The sequence below is a fragment of the Variovorax sp. FW301-JW7 genome (assembly GCF_058788795.1).
In genome coordinates this window covers 199,430-216,474 of the sequence record NZ_JBYTBC010000010.1, presented here as the reverse complement: position 1 = coordinate 216,474, position 17,045 = coordinate 199,430, and the positions used below count along the sequence as shown (strand labels likewise).

Sequence of the window (17,045 nt, the reverse complement as noted above, 5' to 3'; positions counted from 1 at the left end):
TCGGTGTTTCCCGAAATGAATACGGGCACTCCTTGGATGCTATGAGCGGAATTCTTGTCCTCGAGCAATTGCTCAACGGCATCGGCTACGGCCTGATGCTCTTTCTTCTGGCGGCGGGCCTCACGCTGGTGTTCGGCATCATGGACGTGCTGAACCTGGCGCACGGCTCGCTGTTCATGGCCGGCGCCTATGTGGCGGCCGAGGCGCACACGCGCACCGGCTCGTTCGCCGCCGCCATCGTGGTCGCGGTGCTCGTCACCGTGGTCGTGGCGCTGCTCATCGAGGTGCTGCTGATGCGCCGCCTCTACAAGCGCGACCACCTGGCGCAGGTGCTCGCCACCTTCGGCGTGATCCTGGTGGCCGACGACATCGTCAAGATGATCTGGGGCCCCTCGCCCGTGATGGCACCCACGCCGGCCGCGCTCTCGGGCCCGGTCGAGCTGATGGACGGCCTGCCCTACCCCTCGTACCGCCTCGTGATCCTCGCGGGCGGCGTGCTGATGGCGCTGGCGCTGTACGTGCTCGTGAACCACACGCGCATCGGCATGCGGGTGCGCGCAGGCGCGTCCGACCGGCCGATGGCCGAGCTGATGGGCGTGCGCGTGGGCCGCATCTTCAACGGCGTGTTCCTGCTCGGCGCGGCGCTGGCCGCGCTGGCCGGCGCGCTCATGGGCCCGATCGTCGCGGTGCAGGTGGGCATGGGCGAAGCCATCCTGATCCCGGCGCTGGTGGTGCTGGTGATCGGCGGCATCGGCTCGGTGCGCGGTGCCTTCGTGGCCGCGCTGCTGGTCGGCGTGGTCGACACCATCGGCCGCGCCTTCGTGCCGATGCTGCTGCGCGCCACGCTGCCGCCCGCCACGGCGGCCGACCTGGGGCCGCTGTTCGCCGAGGTCGCGATGTACGCGCTCATGGTCGTCGTATTGATCTTCCGGCCCTCCGGCCTCTTTTCGGCCCGCGCATGAAACCCTCGTCACGCACCTTCGGCCTCGGGCTGCTCCTCGTGGCGCTCGCGGCCTTTCCGCTGGTCGCGCCGCTGTTCGGGCTCGACTTCTACATCGGCTTCGTGCGGCGCGTGCTCATCGTCGCGCTGGCCGCCGCGAGCCTGAACTTCATCCTCGGCTTTGGCGGCATGGTGGCGCTCGGGCATGCGGGCTTCATCGGCATGGGCGCCTACACGGTGGTGGCGCTCAGCGACGCCGGCGTGATGTCGGCCTGGATCCTGTGGCCGCTGGCCGCGCTGGTGGCCGGCCTGGTGGCCGCGCTGATCGGCACGGTGGCGCTGCGCACGCGCGGCGTGTACTTCATCATGACCACGCTGGCCTTTGCGCAGATGCTGTACTTCGTCGTCGTGTCGCTGCGCAAGTACGGCGGCGACGACGGCTACACGCTGATGTCGCGCCCCACGCTGCTGCCGGGCCTGGACCTGGGCAACGAATCGACCTTCTACTGGGTGGTGCTCGTGGTGGTGGCGCTCGCGCTGGGGTGGCTGCACCGCGCCACGCAGGCGCGCTTCGGCCATGCGCTGATGGGCATCCGCGACAACGAGACGCGCATGCGCGCGCTGGGCTACCCGGTGTTCCGGCTGCAGCTCGTGGCCTTTGCCATCGCGGGCGCGATCGCCGGGCTGGCCGGCGCGCTGCTGGCCGGCGGCAACGGCTTCGTGAGCCCCGCGACCATGCACTGGACGCAGTCGGCCACGCTGGTGGTGATGGTCGTCATCGGCGGCCTGGGCCGCAGCTGGGGCGGGCCGGTGGGCGCCGTGGTCTGGCTGGTGCTCGAGGAAGCGCTCAAGCAGCACACCGAGCACTGGCACATGCCGCTGGGCCTGCTGCTGATCGCCGTCGCCCTCTGGGCCCCGCGCGGCCTGGCCGCACTGTCCACGAAACGCCGCACGGCTGCTGCCGCCGCCGCCGTCACGCCGCAAGGCGCCGCAGGGAGCGCCAAGCCATGAGCCTGTTCAGAATCGAAGGGTTGGTCAAGCGCTTCGGCGGCCTGCTGGCGACCGACCATGTGAACCTCACGGTGGAGCGCGGCGAGGTGCATGCGCTCATCGGTCCCAACGGCGCGGGCAAGACCACGCTGGTGAACCTCATCACCGGCCTGCTGGAGGCCGACGCGGGCCGGCTGATGCTCGACGGGCAGGACATCACGGCCTACAAGGACCACCAGCGCGTGGCCGCCGGCATGTCGCGCTGCTTCCAGGTGACGCGCGTGTTCGCCAAGGAAACGGTGCACGACAACCTGATGCTCGCGGCGCAGGCCCATGCGGGCAGCAGCCTGCGTTTTCTCGCGCCGCGCGCCAACGAACGCGACCTCGTCGACCGCGCCGTCGCACTGGCCGACCGCGTGGGCCTGGGCAGCGAGCGCCACCGCATCGCGGGCACGCTGCCGCACGGCGCACAGCGCGCGCTCGACGTGGCGCTGGCGCTGGCCGCCGAACCCAAGCTGCTGCTGCTCGACGAGCCGATGGCCGGCATGGGCCCCGACGAGTCGGCGCGCATGGTCGATCTGATCGAATCGCTGCGCGAATCGATGGCCATCCTGCTCATCGAGCACGACATGGACGCCGTGTTCCGCCTCGCCAACCGGCTCACGGTGCTGGTGCAGGGCAAGGTGCTGATGAGCGGCACGGCCGACGAAGTGCGGGGTCATCCCGACGTACAGGCCGTGTACCTCGGCACCGAAGCGGAAGGACACGCATGAGCACGACGACCACGACATCCACCCTGCTCGAGGCCACCGCCATCGAAGCCGGCTACGGCGCCAGCCAGGTGCTGTTCGGCATCGACGTGCGCGTGGGCCCCGGCGAGGTCATGGCGCTGCTGGGCCGCAACGGCATGGGCAAGAGCACGCTGCTGAAGGTGCTGACCGGCACGATCGCGCCGATGCGCGGCGGCGTGCAGTTCTGCGGCGCGGCCATCGGCGGCCACCGGCCCGACGCCATCGCGCGGCGCGGCATGGCCATCGTGCCCGAGGGGCGCCATGTGTTCCCCAACCTCAGCGTGGACGAGCACCTGCGCGCCTTCGCGCGGCCCCGGCCCGGCAGCGCGCCGCGCTGGACCGTGGAGGCGCTGTACAAGCTCTTTCCGCGCCTGTCGGAGCGCAAGGCCAACGCGGGCAACCAGCTCTCGGGTGGCGAGCAACAGATGCTGGCCATTGCGCGCGCGCTGTCGACGCACCCGCGCCTGCTGATCCTCGACGAAGCCACCGAAGGCCTGGCGCCGGTGATCCGCGAGGAGATCTGGCACTGCATCGCCACGCTCAAGTCCGAAGGCGAGGCGATCCTCGTGGTCGACAAGTACGTGCAGCGCCTGCTGCCGCTGGCCGACCGCCACGTGATCCTCGAACGCGGGCGCGTGGTGTGGCAGGGCGACTCGGCCGCGCTCGACGCCGACCGGTCGCTGTGGACGCGCTACCTGGGCGTGTGAGCCGGCGTTCGTCCGTTCGCCGCTAGCGCGGACGGCACGCCAGGAAGTTGGCCCACGTCACGTCGTCGCGGCCGATCCACTGGCTGTCCCATTGCAGGTCAAGGCCCGCCGCCGCCAGCGCGTCGGCGAACGCCTCTTTCGGCCAGTACACGGTCTGGTAGTCGCCGAGGGTCTCGCCTTCGCCGATGCGCATGGCCGCGAGGAAGGCCCCGCCGGGCACGAGTGCGTCGAACACCTTGCGCAGCACCGGCGCGATCTGCGCGCGATCGACATGGATCAGCACGCACATCGCCAGGATCGCGTCGTAGGGCCCGCCCAGCGCATTCGTGACGACATTGAGCAGCTCGCCCTTCTTGCCGCGCTCGGCCTGCAGGTCGAGAAACGCCTGGACCGCATCGGTGCGCCTCACGACGCCGCCCAGGGATTCGACCAAATCGGCGTCCTGCCCCGACCCGGAACCGATCTCGAGCACGGTGCCGCCGGCGGGCACGCGCTGCATCATGCGGCGCACCGCGTCCTCGATCTCGGGCGGCCGGTGGCCCGCCACGATCGCGTTGTAGTCGCGCGCGGACGCTTCATAGGACGCAAGGGTGCGGTCCATGTGCTGGCGCACCGGGGTGGGGGCGGTCATGGGCGCCTTTGCCGGGTTCAGACCGAGCGCGTGATGCCGCCGTCCACGCGCAGGTTCTGCCCCGTGATGTAGCCCGCGCCCTCGGAGGCCAGGAAGCCGATGGTGGCGGCGATCTCGGCGCTGCGGCCGTAGCGGCCCATGGGGATGCGCTCGCGGAATACTTCTTTCTCGGGCAGGCTGTCGATGAAGCCGGGCAGCACGTTGTTCATGCGCACGTTGTGCTTGGCGTACTGGTCGGCGAAGAGCTTGGTGAAGGCCGCGAGGCCGGCGCGGAACACGCCCGAGGTCGGGAACACGGGGTCGGGCTCGAAGGCGGCGAAGGTCGAGATGTTGATGATCGCGCCGCCGCCCTGCTTCACCATGTGCGGTGTCACAAGGCGCGCGGGGCGCACGGCGCTCAGGAAGTAGACGTCCATGCCGCGATGCCAGTCGTCGTCGCTGATCTCCAGGATCGGCGCGCGCGGGCCGTGGCCGGCGCTGTTCACGAGCACGTCGATGCGGCCCCATTCGGCCATGACCTGGTCCACGAGGCGCTGGATGTCGTCGTTCGACTGGTTGGAGCCGGTGACGCCGAGGCCGCCGAGTTCCTGCGCCAGCGCCTCGCCCTTGCCCGACGAGGACAGGATGGCCACGCGAAAGCCGTCGTCCGCGAGCTTGCGCGCCGCGGCGGCGCCCATGCCGCTGCCGCCGGCGGTGACGATGGCTACTTTTTGGGGGGTGTCTGAAGGCATGCGGGCTCCTTGGGTTCGTTCAATCGAAACCCGCATTGTGGCGAGGGCGCCATGGGTGGGGGCGCGTGCTTTGTGGGGGTTGCGTCCAGGGCGCGTGCACAGGCCACCGGGTACTTCCCTCCGCGAATGTCCCCCGGGCTTCGCCCTGAACAGCAGATCAGGCCGTCGGCAACGTGGCCTGCATCGACGGCCGATGGTTGAACGCGGCGAACCACTTCGCGCTGTTCGGCGCCTGCGCGCGCCAGTCCACCGAAGGAAAGCGGAAGTCCATGTAACCCAGCGCACAACCGAAGGCGATGGTGCCGATGTCGACGCGATCGCCGAACGACGGCGACGCCGCTTCCAGCCATTCGAGGCCGGTGCGCACCTTGTCGAGCTGGCCGTCGGTCCAGTCGCTCCAGCGCAGCGCCTCGGGGCGCAGCATGGTCTCGTAGCGCGCGAGCAGTGCGGCGCCGGTCATGCCGTCGGCCAGCGACAGCTCGGTCAGGCGCGCCCAGCGCGCGGGCCCGGTGGCCGGGAACAGGCTGCCGCCGTGTGTCGTGTCGAGGTACTCGCAGATCACACGGCTGTCGAACAGCGCCTGGCCGTCGTCGGTGAGGAAGGTCGGCACCTGGCCCAGCGGGTTGGTCGGCAGGATGCGGGCGTCGCGCTTCACCGGGCCGGCGGCGCTGGGCAGCTTCTCGATGCGGTCGGCCACGCCCAGCTCGTGGGCCACGACCATGCACTTGCGCACGAAGGGAGACGCGGGAGAGAAGAAGATCTTCATGGCCGGAGTGAGCGAGTAGGTGTTGAAAAAAGAGGCAGGCCGTTCAGCCCGTGATCGGCGTGCGCGGCGATCCCGGCTTGCGGATGCGCAGCATGCCCTCTTGCGCCGCCGAGGCCACGAGGCGGCCGTCGCGCGTGTAGAGGCTGCCGCGGCACAGGCCGCGCGCACCGCCGGCGCTGGGCGAGTCGACCACGTAGAGCAGCCAGTCGTCGAAGCGGAAATCGCGGTGGAACCACATCGCGTGGTCCAGGCTGGCGGGGCGCACCTGGCCGCTCATGAAGCTCAGGCCGTGCGGCAGCATCGCGGCGCGCAGCAGGCCGTGGTCGGAGGCGTAGGCCAGCAGCGCGCGGTGCACCGTCGGGTCGTCGGGCAGCGGCGCGATGGCGCGCATCCAGATGGCGCTCTGGTTCTCGGTGGGGCGCACCTCGGGCCGCAGCAGGTCTTCGGGGTCGACGCGCCGGTACTCGATGCCGTGCGGCTGGATGGCCTTGGAGCGCCAGGGTTCGGGCAGGCGGTCGCCGAGCGCGATGCGCTGGTCGAGCTCGCTGGTCAGGCCCTCGGGGCCTTCGACGGCGGGCATGGGGAACTGGTGCTCGACGCCCTCGTCCACGGTCTGGAACGAGGCCGACATCTCGAAAATGATGCGGTCCTGCTGGCGCGCCACCACATGGCGCGTGGTGAAGCTGCGGCCGTCGCGCACGCGGTCGACGCTGTACTCGATGGGCGCGTGCTCGCCGGGCAGCAGGAAGTAGGCGTGCATCGAATGCACCGGGCGCTCGGCGCCGACCGTGAGGCTGGCGGCCCTGAGCGACTGGCCGAGCACCTGGCCGCCGAAGACGGCGGGCGTGCCGATGTCCTCGCTCTGGGCCAGGAAGCGGTCGCCGCCCAGCGGTTCGAGCTGCATGAGGGCGACGAGGTCGGCAACGAGGCGGGCGGCAAGGACGGGTTCGGGGGTCATCGGGGGGAGATTTCTGGGCTAAAAAAGCAGCCCTCGACGATAGCAAAGGCCGGGCCCGCGCGCTGTCGCGGCCCGGTCAGCGGCCCCCGGCGGGCCTACTTGAAGAAGCAGATGTCCAGCATCAGGCGCAGGCTGCAGCCGTAGTCGGTGCCGCCGTCCACGACGCGCACCGGCACGCCGCCCAGCAGCGTCGACCCGTCGGCGGCGTACGCCAGCGGCGAGGGCGCCGCCTTGGTGAACGGGCCGCTCAGCGTTTCCTGCTCGACGTACGGAAGGTACTGGCGGCGGGAAAAGTCGATCTTGTCGGCCGACTTCAGCGCCACCGCCGCGTAGCGCGTGCCGTAGACCGTGCCGAAGTAGCGCAGCATCGGCCCGGTGCGGTCGCCGTACTTCACGTCGGCCTTCGCGAAGCCGGTCTGGATGAGAAAGCTGCGGTCCTCGGGCGTGAGGTCGGCGTCCAGGGCCATCAGCACGTACTGGCCTTCGAAGCTCTGGTTGCGCGCCACCTTCAGTTCGCCGATGAGCGCGGGCGTGACCTTGGTGCGGCCGTCCCAGCGCAGCAGCGCGGCCACGGACGGGTCGCCGTCGAACACGTAGTGGTAGTTCTCGCCGACGATGGCGACCTTGCGGCCGTCCTTGGCCGCCACGAAGCTCAGCACGCGGTCCTTGCCGTGGACGGGGTCGCCCTCGGGGGTGCTGGCGCAGCCCGCCTGCAGCAGGCCGAAGGCGGCGCAGGCCAGCGCCAGGAAGAAGCGACGCGCGGGGGTCGACAGCGAAGAAGAAAGAGGCACGGTGTGTCCGGGGTTCGAGTTCATCCAGCCCCGGACTCTAGCGCCGCGCCGCGCTCAGAAGGTGTGAATGAATCCGGCGTGGCCGAGCAGCCTGCCCAGGCGCGCCCCCTCAAGGCGCAAAGCGCAGCCATAGCCGGGCTATGGCGAGCATTTGCAACGCAGAGGGGGCGTGTCTGGGCGGGATGAGCGGGCATGGCGGATTCGTTCACACCTTCTCAATGGTCCAGGTCGACGCCGTCGGCCGCCAGCTTTTTCTGCAGCGCCGCCACGTCGATCGCCGCGAAGCGCCCGCTGCCCAGCGAGGCCGCCGCCGTGCCCGCCGCCTGCCCCATCACAAAGCAGCCGCCGCTGGCGCGCGCGGCCGACTGGCCCTCGTGCGTCATCGAGGCGCAGCGCCCGGCCACCAGCAGGTTGTCGAGCGTCTGCGGCACCAGCATGCGCCACGGCAGGTGGTTGTAGGCGTTGGCTTCGTCGCGCGGGAAGGCCCACTCGATGCGGCCGTCGGCGTGCATTTCCATCGGCCAGGCATTCAGGCCGATGGTGTCGTCGAAGGTGGCCGAGCCGAGGATGTCCTCGCGGCCCAGCGCATACAGGCCCTGGATGCGCCGCGTCTCGCGGATGCCGATCTGCGGCGCGATCTCCACGATGGCCGACGGCGCGAAGCCCGGCACCTCGGCCTGCAGGAACTTGAAGTACGCGGCGATCTGGCGCCGGCCTTCGAGCTCGCCGTCGCTGAGCTCGCGCGCATCGACGCCGTTCATCGCGCGGCCTTCGGCGTTGCGGATCTGCGTGACGTTGGCGCGCCACTCGCGCGGGTCCTTGTTGGGCCGCAGGATCGCGCCCTCGCGCGGAAAGCTGTACTTGCCCGGATGCTGCTGCTCGGCGCGCGCCATGAAGCCGTTGATGGCCGAGAACTCGCCCACCGCTTCCAGCGCGGCCGGCGCGTCGACCTGGCCGATGCGGAACATGGTGGTCGGGAACAGCCCGCTGCCGTGGCCGTCGCCCACTTCGAAGGGCACGCCCGCGAAGGCCGCCACGTCGGCGTCGCCGCTGGCGTCGATGAAGGCGTTGGCGCGGATCGCCTGGCGGCCCGATTTGGTTTCGACCACCAGCGCGGCAATGCGCGCGCCGTCGTGCAGCACGGCCGCGGCATACGCGTGGAACAGCATCTGCACGCCGGCCGCTTCGAGCAGCTGGTCGGCGGCCAGCTTGTAGGCCGAGGTGTCGTACGAGCGCACGCAGATGCGCCCGCCCATGCCGTTCTGCGGCGCGTTCATGCCGTTGAAGCCAGCGATGCGGTCGATGAGGTCGTCAACCACGCCGCGCACCAACTGCGTCATCTCGCCGCGGCGCTTGCCGTACAGGCCCGCGAAGTTGGTCACGCCGCCCGCGGTGCCCATGCCGCCGAGAAAACCGTAGCGCTCCACCAGCAGCGTGCGCGCACCGTGGCGCGCGGCGCTCACGGCAGCGGCAATGCCGGCGGGGCCGCCGCCGACCACGACCACGTCGAAGTCGCCGAACACCGGCAGCGCGCGCGCCGGTTCGGTCAGGGTGTGTGGTTGCTGCGTCGTCGCCGTCATCACTGCAGCTTGATCCCGCGCGTGGAAATGATCTTGCTCATGATCGCCGCCTCTTCCTTCACGCGCGTGCGCATGCCGTCGGGCGAGGTGCCCACGGCCTGCCAGCCTTGCTCGAAGAGCTTGCGGCGCACGTCGGGGTCTTTCATGACGATCTCGATCTCGCGGCTGATGCGCGCCTGCGCGGGCTTCGACAGGCTGGCCGGGCCGAGCAGCGCCACCCACACCTCGAGGTTGAAGTCTTTCACGCCGGCATCGGCCAGCGGGGCGATCTCGGGCACCAGCGCGCTGCGCCCACCCGTGAGGCCCACGGCCTTGAGCTTGCCGGCGCGGATCTGCGGCATGGCCACGCCCGGCGGGATCAGGCCCATCTGCACCTGGTCGCCCAGCATGCCGGTGACGACCTGCGGGTTGCCCTGGTAGGGCACGTGCTCGGGCTTGAAGCCGTTCACGCGGCTCTTGAGCAGTTCCATGCCCAGGTGGCCGACCGAGCCCACGCCCACCGAGCCGTAGTTCCACTTGTCGCCGGCCTGGCGTGCGGCGTCGAAGAAGGCGGTGCCCGAGGGCAGGCTGTTCTGCGCCACGAGCACCAGCGGCGCGGTGGCGATGAGCGAGAGGTAGGTGAAGTCTTTCGCCGGGTCGTACGGCAGCTTGGGGTACAGCATCTTCGACGACGTGAGGTTGCCGTTGATGACGATGCCCAGCGTGTGGTCGTCGGTGGCCTTGGCCACCTGGTCGGCCGCGATGTTGCCCGAGGCGCCGGCCTTGTTGTCCACCACGACCGGTTGGCCCAGCGCGCGGGACAGCGGCTCGGCGATGGTGCGCGCGGCGATGTCGGGCGTGGAGCCGCCCGGGAAACCCACCAGCAGGCGGATCGGCTTGGTCGGCCACGCGGGGGTGTCGGCGCTGGCGGACAGCGGCAGCGCCGCGGTGGCGGCCAGGCCGCAGGCGATCAGGAGGGCTCTCTTGGTGGCTTGCATGGAAAAAGACAGTTAAAAGGTAAACAAAAATGCAAAGAGAGCCAGCTTAACTGGCGCGCCGAGCCCTGGGCAAGGCGCCCCCTCGTCAGTCGAGGCTGATGTTGCCCCGGCGCACCAGCTCCCCGTACACCTTCGACTTGGCCTCGGCGTTGCGCTCGATCTCCTCGGGCGACCAGGCCAGCGGCTCGAAGGCGAAGGTGTCGAAGCGGGCACGGATGTCGGGGTCGGCGATGACCTTGGCCACGTCGGCGTTGATCTTGGCCTTGACGGCCGCCGACACGCCCTTGGGCGCCAGCAACGACACGAAGGAATTGACTTCCAGCGAGGCCGGGCCGCCGGCCTCGGCCATGGTGGGCACGTCGGGCATCTGCGGGATGCGCTTGGGCGCGGCCACGGCGATGTAGCGCAGCTTGCCGGCCTTGTAGATGCCCTGGCTCGACGGGATGCTCGCGAAGGCCCACGGCACCTCGCCGGTGCCCACGTTGGAATACAGCTGCGACACCTCGCGGTACGGCGCGTGCCGCATGCGGATGCCCGTGAGCGCCTCGAGCTGCTGCGCGCCCAGGTGGCCCGGGCTGCCGACGCCCCACGAGCCGTAGACGATGCCTTCGGGGTTGGCCTTGGCGGCGGCAATCAGGTCGCCCATGGTCTTCCACTTCGACTCGGTGGCCACGGCCACGAAGAAGGGCGTGCGGAACAGCGAGGCGACCGGGTCGAAGTGCTGCAAGGTCACGAAGTTGCGCGACTTGTACAGGTGCGGCAGCGCGGCGATGTGCTCGCTGTCCAGCTGCAGCAGCGTGTAGCCGTCGGGCGCGGCGCGGCGCGCCTGGTCGATGGCGATGAAGCCGCCGCCGCCGGGCCGGTTGTCGACCACCACGCGCTGGTTCCACAGGCGCGAGAGCTTGTCGGACACGAGACGCAGCACCGCGTCGGGGCCGCTGCCGGCCGCGAACGGGGTGATCAGCGTCACCGGCTTGCTCGGGTAGTCGCTGCCCTGCGCCCAGGCGCCGGAGGCGGCGGTCAGGGCCAGGACGGCGGTCGTCAGCAATACGCGCGGAAAGTTCATGGGTTGTCTCCTGGGCCTTCGGCCTCGTTGGTGGGGATCGGGTGAAAGAACCGTGTCAGCGCGGCGCGGGCGCCTCGCCCAGGCAGTGCTCGGGTCGCCAGGCGTACAGCCATTCGACCGCATCGTAGAAGCGTTCGGGCGTGCGCCCGGTCCACAGGCTGTTGCGCACGAGGCGCTCCACGCCCTGGGCGTGGTACAGCCGCCCCATCTCGCGCACCGACAGCACGACGCGCGCGCAGCGTGCGATGCGGGCCTGTTCGTAGCGCTGGAAGGCGGCGGCCATGTCGAAGTCGCAGGCCTTCACGGCCTCGCCGAGCGTCACGGCGTCTTCGAGCGCCATGCAGGCGCCCTGCGCGAGGTACTGCATCATGGGATGCGCCGCGTCGCCCAGCAGCGTGGCCGGGCCGTCGCTCCAGCGCTCGACGGGGTCGCGGTCGGCGGTGCTCCAGCGGCGCCACGAGGTCGGGCGGTCGAGCAGCTGGCGCGGGCGCGCATGCACGCCTTCGAAGTACGACAGCACCTCTTCTTTGCTGCCGTCGGTGACGCCCCACTCTTCTTCTTCGCGGCTGTGGAAGGTGACGACCAGGTTGTACTGCTCGCCGTGGCGCAGCGGGTAGTGCACGAGGTGGCAGTTCGGGCCGGCCCAGACCACGGGCGCGTTCCATTGCAGGTCGGCGGGCATGTCGGCCGCGGGCACCACGGCGCGGTAGACCACGTGGCCCGACACGCGCGGCGCGTCGCCGATGAGCTTGGCGCGCACCACCGACTTCACGCCGTCGCAGCCGACGATGGCGTCGGCCTGGAAACGGCGGCCGTCGCGCGTGACAGCCGTGACGCCGTGCGCCCCGATGTCGATCGCCTCGACCTGCGCCGAGGTGTGGAAGCGGATCAGCGGATGCTGCTTCACGGCTTCGTGGATCGCGCCGTGCAGATCGGCGCGGTGGCTCACGGCGTACGGATTGCCGAAGCGCGCGCGGAAGGCCTCGCCGACGGGCACCGAGGCCACTTCGCTGCAGTCGACCGCGTCCATCATCACGAGCCGGTCGGTGAACACCGAGCTGCGGCGCACGGCCTCGCCCACGCCCAGCGCGTCGAGCGCCGCGAAGGCGTTCGGGCCGAGCTGCAGGCCGGCGCCGATCTCGCCGATGACGGCGCTCTGTTCGAGCAGGTCGATGGCCACGCCCAGGCGTGCGAGCGCGAGCGCGGCGGCCATGCCGCCGATGCCGCCGCCGACGAGCAGCACGGAGGGAGGATGCTTCGAGAGGGTCATGCGCGGGCCAGGAAACTCAGTCGATGCGCACGGTGAGCGACGGCAGGCGCTCGATGCTGACCTTGATCGTCTGGCCCGGCTTCACCGCACCCACGCCTTCGGGCGTGCCCGTGAAGATCAGGTCGCCGGGCTGCAGCGCGAACAGCGTCGAGAGGTTGGCGATGACTTCGTTCACCGACCAGATCAGGTGCGTGATGTCGCTGTTCTGGCGCACCTGGCCGTCGACCTCGAGCGTGATGGCGCCGGCGTTGATCTCGCCCACGTCGGCCAGCGTGCGCAGCGGCGCGATGGGGGCCGAGAAGTCGAAGGCCTTGCCGATCTCCCAGGGGCGGCCGGCTTCGCGCATCTTCATCTGCAGGTCGCGGCGCGTCATGTCCAGGCCCACGGCATAGCTGTGGATGTGGCTGGCGGCCTGGTCGACCGGGATGTCCTTGCCGCCCTTGCCGATGGCGACCACCAGCTCGGCTTCGTAGTGGTAGTTGCTCGTGAGCGGCGGATAGGGAATGGCTGCGGTGGCGCCTTCGGCCACGGGCACGACCGAGGCGTCGTCGTTGGGCTTGCAGAAGAAGAACGGCGGTTCGCGGTCGGGGTCGAAGCCCATCTCGCGCGCATGCGCCGCGTAGTTGCGGCCGACGCAGTAGACGCGGCGCACGGGGAACTGCTGGTCGGAGCCGACGATGGGCAGGCCGACGATGGAAGGGGGCGTGAAGACGAAGGACATGGAAGCTCCTGCCGCGTGGGACGGCACATCAGACAAACAAGAAGAGAAGGAAAGAAGGTCGCCGCGCTTTCAGGCGTCTTCGAGAAAGGCTTCGCGCAGGATGCCCATGGCCTGCTGCACGGGGCGGTCGGAAAAACTGAAGAGCACGGTGTCTTCGCTCGGCGACGACAGGCGCAGCGGCGCCCACGAGGGCACGACGAAGGTGTCGCGCGGGCCGAAGTCGAAGCGCTGGCCGGCGATTTCGGCCGTGCCGTGACCTTCGACCACGCTGTAGACGGTGCCGTCGGTGGCGCGGTGCGCCTGGCCCGCGAAGCCCTTGGGCAGCAGTTGCAGCTGGGTCGAGATGGTCGGCATCGGCGAGCCGCCGGTCAGCGGGTTGATGTAGCGCAGCTTGTGGCCGAGCCAGGCATCGGGCGCCTCCTGCTTCTGCAACTGGGCCAGCGCCTCGCGGCTGCGCAGGTAGGGGTAGTTGAAGATCGGCGAGGTGGCCGAGGTGTGGTCGTGCCGCACCGGCACCATGTTGTGGCCGAAGCGCGCCAGGCTGTGGCCTTCGGGGCGCGCCACGTGCTGCACCTTGGCATCGTCGTTCTCGGCGAAGCCGGCGTCGAAGAAGCGCAGCATCGGAATATCGAGGCCGTCGAGCCACACCACCGGCTCGGTCACGCCTTCGATGCCTTCGTTGCCATGGTCGTGCCAGGCCCACGAGGGCGTGATGATGAAGTCGCCGGGGTGCATCGTCGTGCGCTCGCCGCCCACCGTGGTGTAGGCGCCTTTGCCGTCCACGATGAAGCGCAGCGCCGACTGCACATGGCGGTGCGAGGGCGCCACCTCGCCCGGCATGATGAGCTGCAGGCCGGCGTAGATCGACTGCGTGATCGACGCGTTGCCAGGCAGCGCCGGGTTCTCGAGCACCAGCACGCGGCGCACGGCCTCTTCGGCGGTGATGAGGTCGGCCGACTCCATGAGCAGCGGGCGGATCTCGTCGTAGCGCCACAGCGCGGACACGCACGGGCTCTTGGGCTCGCGCGGCACCAGCACGTGCAGCGACTCCCACAGCGGCGAGAGGTTCAGCGGACGGATGCGGGCGTAGTAGTCGCGGCGCTCGGCGGCGTTGGCCGGTGCGCTGGCGGCATGGGAAGAAGCGGGGTTCATGGGGTCGGTGTCTCCGTTGGCGGCATTGTTGACCCGCACCACTATTTCCTCAAGACCGCGTGCCAATACACGGAATTCGAAATTTCGATAATGGTGTCTTTCGCCTTCAGGGCTCCGTCCCGCCTCACCCCACCTCACCCCATGTCCAAGCTCGATCTCGAATGGCTCGCCGTGTTCGACGAGGTCTACAAGACCGGCAACGTCACCAAGGCGGCCGAGCGCCTGGGCATGGCGCAGGCGGCGGCCAGCACGGGGCTGAACAAGCTGCGCGCGCACTTCGACGACCGCCTGTTCACCCGCACCGCGCAGGGCATGCAGCCCACGCCGCACGCCGAGCGCATCTACCCGAACCTGCGCGAGGCGCTGGCGCAGCTGGCGCAGGCGCAGGGCAACCGCAGCAGCTTCGAGCCGGCGCGCGCGCAGCGGCGCTTTCGCATCTGCATGACCGACATCAGTGAGGTGGTGCTGCTGCCCGGCCTGCTCGACCACCTGCGCCATGCGGCGCCGGGCGTGCACATCGAGACCGAGATCATCTCCACCCACAGCGGCCGCCGGCTGCAGGACGGCGATGTCGACCTGGCCGTGGGCTTCATGCCGCAGCTGGACGCGGGCTTCTACCAGCAGGTGCTGTTCATGCAGAACTTCGTCTGCCTGGCAGCGCAGAACCATCCGCGCATCGGCGCCAAGCTCACGCGCAAGCGCTTCGAGGAAGAGGCGCACGCGGTGGTGTCCAGCTCGGGCACGGGGCACGCCATCGTCGACACCACCATCGCGCGCCTGGGCCTCAAGCGCAACGTGGTGGTGCGGCTGTCGAGCTTTTTGAGCGTGGCGCGCATCGTGGCCCACACCGAGCTGATCGTGGTGGTGCCGCGCATCCTGGGCAACGTGCTGGCCACGCAGGAGCCGGTGAAGGTGCTGGCGCCGCCCTTCACGCTGCCGGCCTATGCGGTCAAGCAGCACTGGCACGAGCGCTTTCATGCCGACCCGGGCAATGCCTGGCTGCGCCGCACGCTGGCCCAGCTGTTCAGCGGCAGCTGAACGGCGCCGGGCAGACGCCAAAGGGCGCCCGGGCGCTCGCATAATCGCGGCTCCCCACCCACAGCCCACAGAAAAAAGGCGCCCCATGTCTTCCATCACCCTCCGATTCCTGGCCGAACCCAGCACCGTCAACTTCGGCGGCAAGGTCCACGGCGGCACGGTCATGAAGTGGATCGACGAGGCCGGCTACGCCTGCGCCACCAGCTGGGCCAAGCGCTACTGCGTCACCGCCTTCATCGGCAGCATCCGCTTTCACCGGCCGATCATGATCGGCGACCTGGTCGAGGTCGAGGCCCGCCTGGCCTACACCGGCAAGACCAGCATGAACATCTCGGTCGAGGTGCGCAGCGGCGACATGAAGGGCGGCGTGATGGAAAAGACCACCGAATGCCTGATCGTGTTCGTCTCGGTCGACTCGCACGGCCGGCCGCTGCCGGTGGAAGCCTTCGTGCCCGGCACGCCCGGCGAAATGGCGCTGGCCGAGCGCGCCAAGGCGCACCTGGACGCCAGCCGCGCCGCCGGCGGCACGCCCTGATCCCGGACACGGGGATAGGCGGCGCGCCCTAACCACGGCGCGCCCGGGCGGCTAGAGTCGTGCGATTGCATCCCAAGGAACACACCGCATGGCCACCTCCCGAGACGACGACAGCAACGACAAGACCGACCGCATCAAGGACTCGGCCCAGCAGATCTGGCTGGCCGGCCTCGGCGCCTTCGCCAAGATGCAGCAGGAAGGCAGCAAGGCCTTCGAGGCGCTGGTCAAGGACGGCGCCGGCATGCAGAAGAAGACCCAGCAGGCCGCTGAAGAAACGCTGGCCCAGGCCCAGCAGCGCATGGCCGGCTTCGCCAGCGAGTTCGGCACCAAGGCCGCCGGCCAATGGGGCAAGCTCGAGAACATCTTCGAAGACCGCGTGGCGCGCGCACTCGAAAAGCTCGGCGTGCCCTCGGCCGCCGACGTGGCCGCACTGCAGGCGCGCGTCGAGGCGCTCGAGGCCCAGCTCAAGCAGCGCGATGCCAAGGCCTCGCCCGTGCGCGCCTCGCGCAAGGCCGCGCCGGCCCCCGCCGCCAAGAAGACCCTGCGCCGCACCAAGGCCGGCTGACATCGTTCTGTAATTGCGGCACTGCACAAAAAATCAGCGCCGCAAAACATGCCCCGCACCGTTCATGGTGCAGCGCACATGCGCTAGAGTGCCCCCAGAGACCAAGAGAAACCACGGGGGCACCGACATGGCAAAGAAGGCGCCACGCCGCACTGCGCAACGCATCCTCGAAGCTGCATTGGATTTGTTCAACCGCTTCGGGGAACCGAACGTGTCGACCACGCTGGTGGCCGGCGAACTGAACATCAGCCCCGGCAATCTCTACTACCACTACCCCGCCAAGGAAGAGCTGATCAACAAGCTCTACGAAGGCTACGAAGCCGAGCTCAACGAGCTGCTGCACGCCAGCGAAGGCGTGCACGACGTGGAGGACGCCTGGTTCTTCATGCACAGCCTCTTCGAGCTGATCTGGCGCTACCGCTTCCTGTACCGCGACCTCAACGACCTGCTGAGCAAGAACCGGCACCTGGAGACCCAGTTCCAGCTCGTGCTCAAGAACAAGGCACGCGCCATCCGTCAGCTGATCGCCGGCCTGAGCCGCGCCGGCCACCTGGACATCGACGCGCACGAGGTCGACACGCTGGCCCAGAGCATGGTCGTGGTGCTGACCTACTGGCTCAGCTACGAGTACGTGCGCAACCCGCGCCAGGCGCTGGAGCCCGCGCACGCGCAGGGCGCGCTGATGCGCGGCGGCCACCACACGCTGCACCTGCTCGCGCCTTACCTCGCACGCGACCAGCGCCGCCACCTGCTGGCGCTGAGCAATGCCTACAACGGCGAGAACGCCGCCAGCAACCCCAGCCACGTGCCACCGACGGTCGATATGGCGGCCTAGA

General features: G+C 69.7%; 19 protein-coding genes. 8 read left to right on the top strand and 11 right to left on the bottom strand.

The genetic code is table 11. The annotated features are described in order from the left end of the window. Positions 1–41: 41 nt before the first annotated feature. The 4 genes from AC3WQM_RS25285 to AC3WQM_RS25270 are packed head-to-tail and all read left to right on the top strand — an operon-like array spanning position 42 to position 3,428. Positions 42–962 carry a branched-chain amino acid ABC transporter permease gene (locus AC3WQM_RS25285; protein ID WP_139704271.1) on the top strand — a complete coding sequence of 307 codons (921 nt, stop codon included), beginning with the start codon at positions 42–44 and terminating at the stop codon, positions 960–962. After that, positions 959–1,951 carry a branched-chain amino acid ABC transporter permease gene (locus AC3WQM_RS25280; RefSeq protein ID WP_492682575.1) on the top strand — a complete coding sequence of 331 codons (993 nt, stop codon included), beginning with the start codon at positions 959–961 and terminating at the stop codon, positions 1,949–1,951. The genes AC3WQM_RS25285 and AC3WQM_RS25280 overlap by 4 nt, the downstream gene beginning before the upstream one ends. After that, positions 1,948–2,703, top strand: a complete 756-nt coding sequence (locus AC3WQM_RS25275; protein ID WP_492682573.1) for an ABC transporter ATP-binding protein — start codon at positions 1,948–1,950, stop codon at positions 2,701–2,703. Before AC3WQM_RS25280 ends, AC3WQM_RS25275 begins: the two co-directional genes overlap by 4 nt. Continuing rightward, the gene (locus AC3WQM_RS25270; RefSeq protein WP_492682571.1) at positions 2,700–3,428 is read left to right on the top strand and encodes an ABC transporter ATP-binding protein; all 729 of its coding nucleotides are present in this window, start codon (positions 2,700–2,702) and stop codon (positions 3,426–3,428) included. Before AC3WQM_RS25275 ends, AC3WQM_RS25270 begins: the two co-directional genes overlap by 4 nt. Positions 3,429–3,450: 22 nt before the next feature. Here AC3WQM_RS25270 and AC3WQM_RS25265 read toward each other — a convergent pair whose 3' ends face one another. The 11 genes from AC3WQM_RS25265 to gtdA form a co-directional block, all read right to left on the bottom strand. Further along, the gene (locus AC3WQM_RS25265; protein ID WP_492682569.1) at positions 3,451–4,059 is read right to left on the bottom strand and encodes a class I SAM-dependent methyltransferase; all 609 of its coding nucleotides are present in this window, start codon (positions 4,057–4,059) and stop codon (positions 3,451–3,453) included. Positions 4,060–4,076: 17 nt separating this feature from the next. Beyond that, complete coding sequence (locus AC3WQM_RS25260; protein ID WP_492682567.1) at positions 4,077–4,790, bottom strand: SDR family oxidoreductase; 714 nt, start codon at positions 4,788–4,790, stop codon at positions 4,077–4,079. Positions 4,791–4,947: 157 nt separating this feature from the next. Beyond that, positions 4,948–5,556 (bottom strand): glutathione S-transferase, encoded by a 609-nt coding sequence (locus AC3WQM_RS25255; protein ID WP_492682565.1) that lies wholly within the window; start codon positions 5,554–5,556, stop codon positions 4,948–4,950. 43 nt (positions 5,557–5,599) lie between these two features. After that, positions 5,600–6,514 carry an acyl-CoA thioesterase gene (locus AC3WQM_RS25250; RefSeq protein WP_489060131.1) on the bottom strand — a complete coding sequence of 305 codons (915 nt, stop codon included), beginning with the start codon at positions 6,512–6,514 and terminating at the stop codon, positions 5,600–5,602. Positions 6,515–6,609: 95 nt separating this feature from the next. Then, complete coding sequence (locus tag AC3WQM_RS25245) at positions 6,610–7,305, bottom strand: hypothetical protein (protein WP_492682563.1); 696 nt, start codon at positions 7,303–7,305, stop codon at positions 6,610–6,612. A gap of 215 nt (positions 7,306–7,520) precedes the next feature. Then, positions 7,521–8,885: an FAD-dependent oxidoreductase gene (locus AC3WQM_RS25240; protein WP_492682561.1), complete on the bottom strand. Its 1,365-nt coding sequence runs from the start codon at positions 8,883–8,885 to the stop codon at positions 7,521–7,523. Further along, positions 8,885–9,862, bottom strand: a complete 978-nt coding sequence (locus tag AC3WQM_RS25235; RefSeq protein WP_095950706.1) for a Bug family tripartite tricarboxylate transporter substrate binding protein — start codon at positions 9,860–9,862, stop codon at positions 8,885–8,887. The genes AC3WQM_RS25240 and AC3WQM_RS25235 overlap by 1 nt, the downstream gene beginning before the upstream one ends. Before the next feature lie 85 nt (positions 9,863–9,947). After that, a complete protein-coding gene (locus tag AC3WQM_RS25230; protein ID WP_492682559.1) occupies positions 9,948–10,928 on the bottom strand; it encodes a Bug family tripartite tricarboxylate transporter substrate binding protein in 981 nt (326 codons plus the stop codon). A 55-nt stretch (positions 10,929–10,983) separates the two neighbouring features. After that, positions 10,984–12,198: a 3-hydroxybenzoate 6-monooxygenase gene (locus tag AC3WQM_RS25225; protein ID WP_492682557.1), complete on the bottom strand. Its 1,215-nt coding sequence runs from the start codon at positions 12,196–12,198 to the stop codon at positions 10,984–10,986. A gap of 16 nt (positions 12,199–12,214) precedes the next feature. Continuing rightward, the gene (locus AC3WQM_RS25220; RefSeq protein WP_056584092.1) at positions 12,215–12,919 is read right to left on the bottom strand and encodes a fumarylacetoacetate hydrolase family protein; all 705 of its coding nucleotides are present in this window, start codon (positions 12,917–12,919) and stop codon (positions 12,215–12,217) included. Positions 12,920–12,988: 69 nt separating this feature from the next. Continuing rightward, positions 12,989–14,071, bottom strand: a complete 1,083-nt coding sequence (gene gtdA / locus AC3WQM_RS25215; protein ID WP_492682555.1) for a gentisate 1,2-dioxygenase — start codon at positions 14,069–14,071, stop codon at positions 12,989–12,991. Positions 14,072–14,212: 141 nt separating this feature from the next. On the opposite strand from gtdA, the gene AC3WQM_RS25210 reads away from it, so the two are divergent. The 4 genes from AC3WQM_RS25210 to AC3WQM_RS25195 all read left to right on the top strand — a co-directional run bounded on the left by AC3WQM_RS25210 (position 14,213) and on the right by AC3WQM_RS25195 (position 17,044). Then, positions 14,213–15,109, top strand: coding sequence for a LysR family transcriptional regulator (locus tag AC3WQM_RS25210; RefSeq protein WP_492682553.1), 897 nt, complete (start codon positions 14,213–14,215; stop codon positions 15,107–15,109). An 85-nt stretch (positions 15,110–15,194) separates the two neighbouring features. Further along, positions 15,195–15,644 (top strand): acyl-CoA thioesterase, encoded by a 450-nt coding sequence (locus AC3WQM_RS25205; protein WP_062476095.1) that lies wholly within the window; start codon positions 15,195–15,197, stop codon positions 15,642–15,644. A gap of 88 nt (positions 15,645–15,732) precedes the next feature. After that, positions 15,733–16,209 carry a phasin family protein gene (locus AC3WQM_RS25200; protein WP_492682551.1) on the top strand — a complete coding sequence of 159 codons (477 nt, stop codon included), beginning with the start codon at positions 15,733–15,735 and terminating at the stop codon, positions 16,207–16,209. Positions 16,210–16,336: 127 nt separating this feature from the next. Then, positions 16,337–17,044, top strand: coding sequence for a TetR/AcrR family transcriptional regulator (locus AC3WQM_RS25195; protein ID WP_492682549.1), 708 nt, complete (start codon positions 16,337–16,339; stop codon positions 17,042–17,044). Position 17,045 lies beyond the last annotated feature (1 nt).

Coding starts and splice junctions, on each gene's coding strand:
- AC3WQM_RS25220 (WP_056584092.1), bottom strand. CDS start 12,919: ATGTCCTTCGTCTTCACGCCCCCTTCCATCGTCGGCCTGCCCATCGTC.
- AC3WQM_RS25260 (WP_492682567.1), bottom strand. CDS start 4,790: ATGCCTTCAGACACCCCCCAAAAAGTAGCCATCGTCACCGCCGGCGGC.
- AC3WQM_RS25275 (WP_492682573.1), top strand. CDS start 1,948: ATGAGCCTGTTCAGAATCGAAGGGTTGGTCAAGCGCTTCGGCGGCCTG.
- AC3WQM_RS25195 (WP_492682549.1), top strand. CDS start 16,337: ATGGCAAAGAAGGCGCCACGCCGCACTGCGCAACGCATCCTCGAAGCT.
- AC3WQM_RS25265 (WP_492682569.1), bottom strand. CDS start 4,059: ATGACCGCCCCCACCCCGGTGCGCCAGCACATGGACCGCACCCTTGCG.
- AC3WQM_RS25250 (WP_489060131.1), bottom strand. CDS start 6,514: ATGACCCCCGAACCCGTCCTTGCCGCCCGCCTCGTTGCCGACCTCGTC.
- AC3WQM_RS25255 (WP_492682565.1), bottom strand. CDS start 5,556: ATGAAGATCTTCTTCTCTCCCGCGTCTCCCTTCGTGCGCAAGTGCATG.
- AC3WQM_RS25285 (WP_139704271.1), top strand. CDS start 42: ATGAGCGGAATTCTTGTCCTCGAGCAATTGCTCAACGGCATCGGCTAC.
- AC3WQM_RS25210 (WP_492682553.1), top strand. CDS start 14,213: ATGTCCAAGCTCGATCTCGAATGGCTCGCCGTGTTCGACGAGGTCTAC.
- gtdA (WP_492682555.1), bottom strand. CDS start 14,071: ATGAACCCCGCTTCTTCCCATGCCGCCAGCGCACCGGCCAACGCCGCC.
- AC3WQM_RS25205 (WP_062476095.1), top strand. CDS start 15,195: ATGTCTTCCATCACCCTCCGATTCCTGGCCGAACCCAGCACCGTCAAC.
- AC3WQM_RS25200 (WP_492682551.1), top strand. CDS start 15,733: ATGGCCACCTCCCGAGACGACGACAGCAACGACAAGACCGACCGCATC.
- AC3WQM_RS25280 (WP_492682575.1), top strand. CDS start 959: ATGAAACCCTCGTCACGCACCTTCGGCCTCGGGCTGCTCCTCGTGGCG.
- AC3WQM_RS25225 (WP_492682557.1), bottom strand. CDS start 12,198: ATGACCCTCTCGAAGCATCCTCCCTCCGTGCTGCTCGTCGGCGGCGGC.
- AC3WQM_RS25240 (WP_492682561.1), bottom strand. CDS start 8,885: ATGACGGCGACGACGCAGCAACCACACACCCTGACCGAACCGGCGCGC.
- AC3WQM_RS25230 (WP_492682559.1), bottom strand. CDS start 10,928: ATGAACTTTCCGCGCGTATTGCTGACGACCGCCGTCCTGGCCCTGACC.
- AC3WQM_RS25270 (WP_492682571.1), top strand. CDS start 2,700: ATGAGCACGACGACCACGACATCCACCCTGCTCGAGGCCACCGCCATC.
- AC3WQM_RS25235 (WP_095950706.1), bottom strand. CDS start 9,862: ATGCAAGCCACCAAGAGAGCCCTCCTGATCGCCTGCGGCCTGGCCGCC.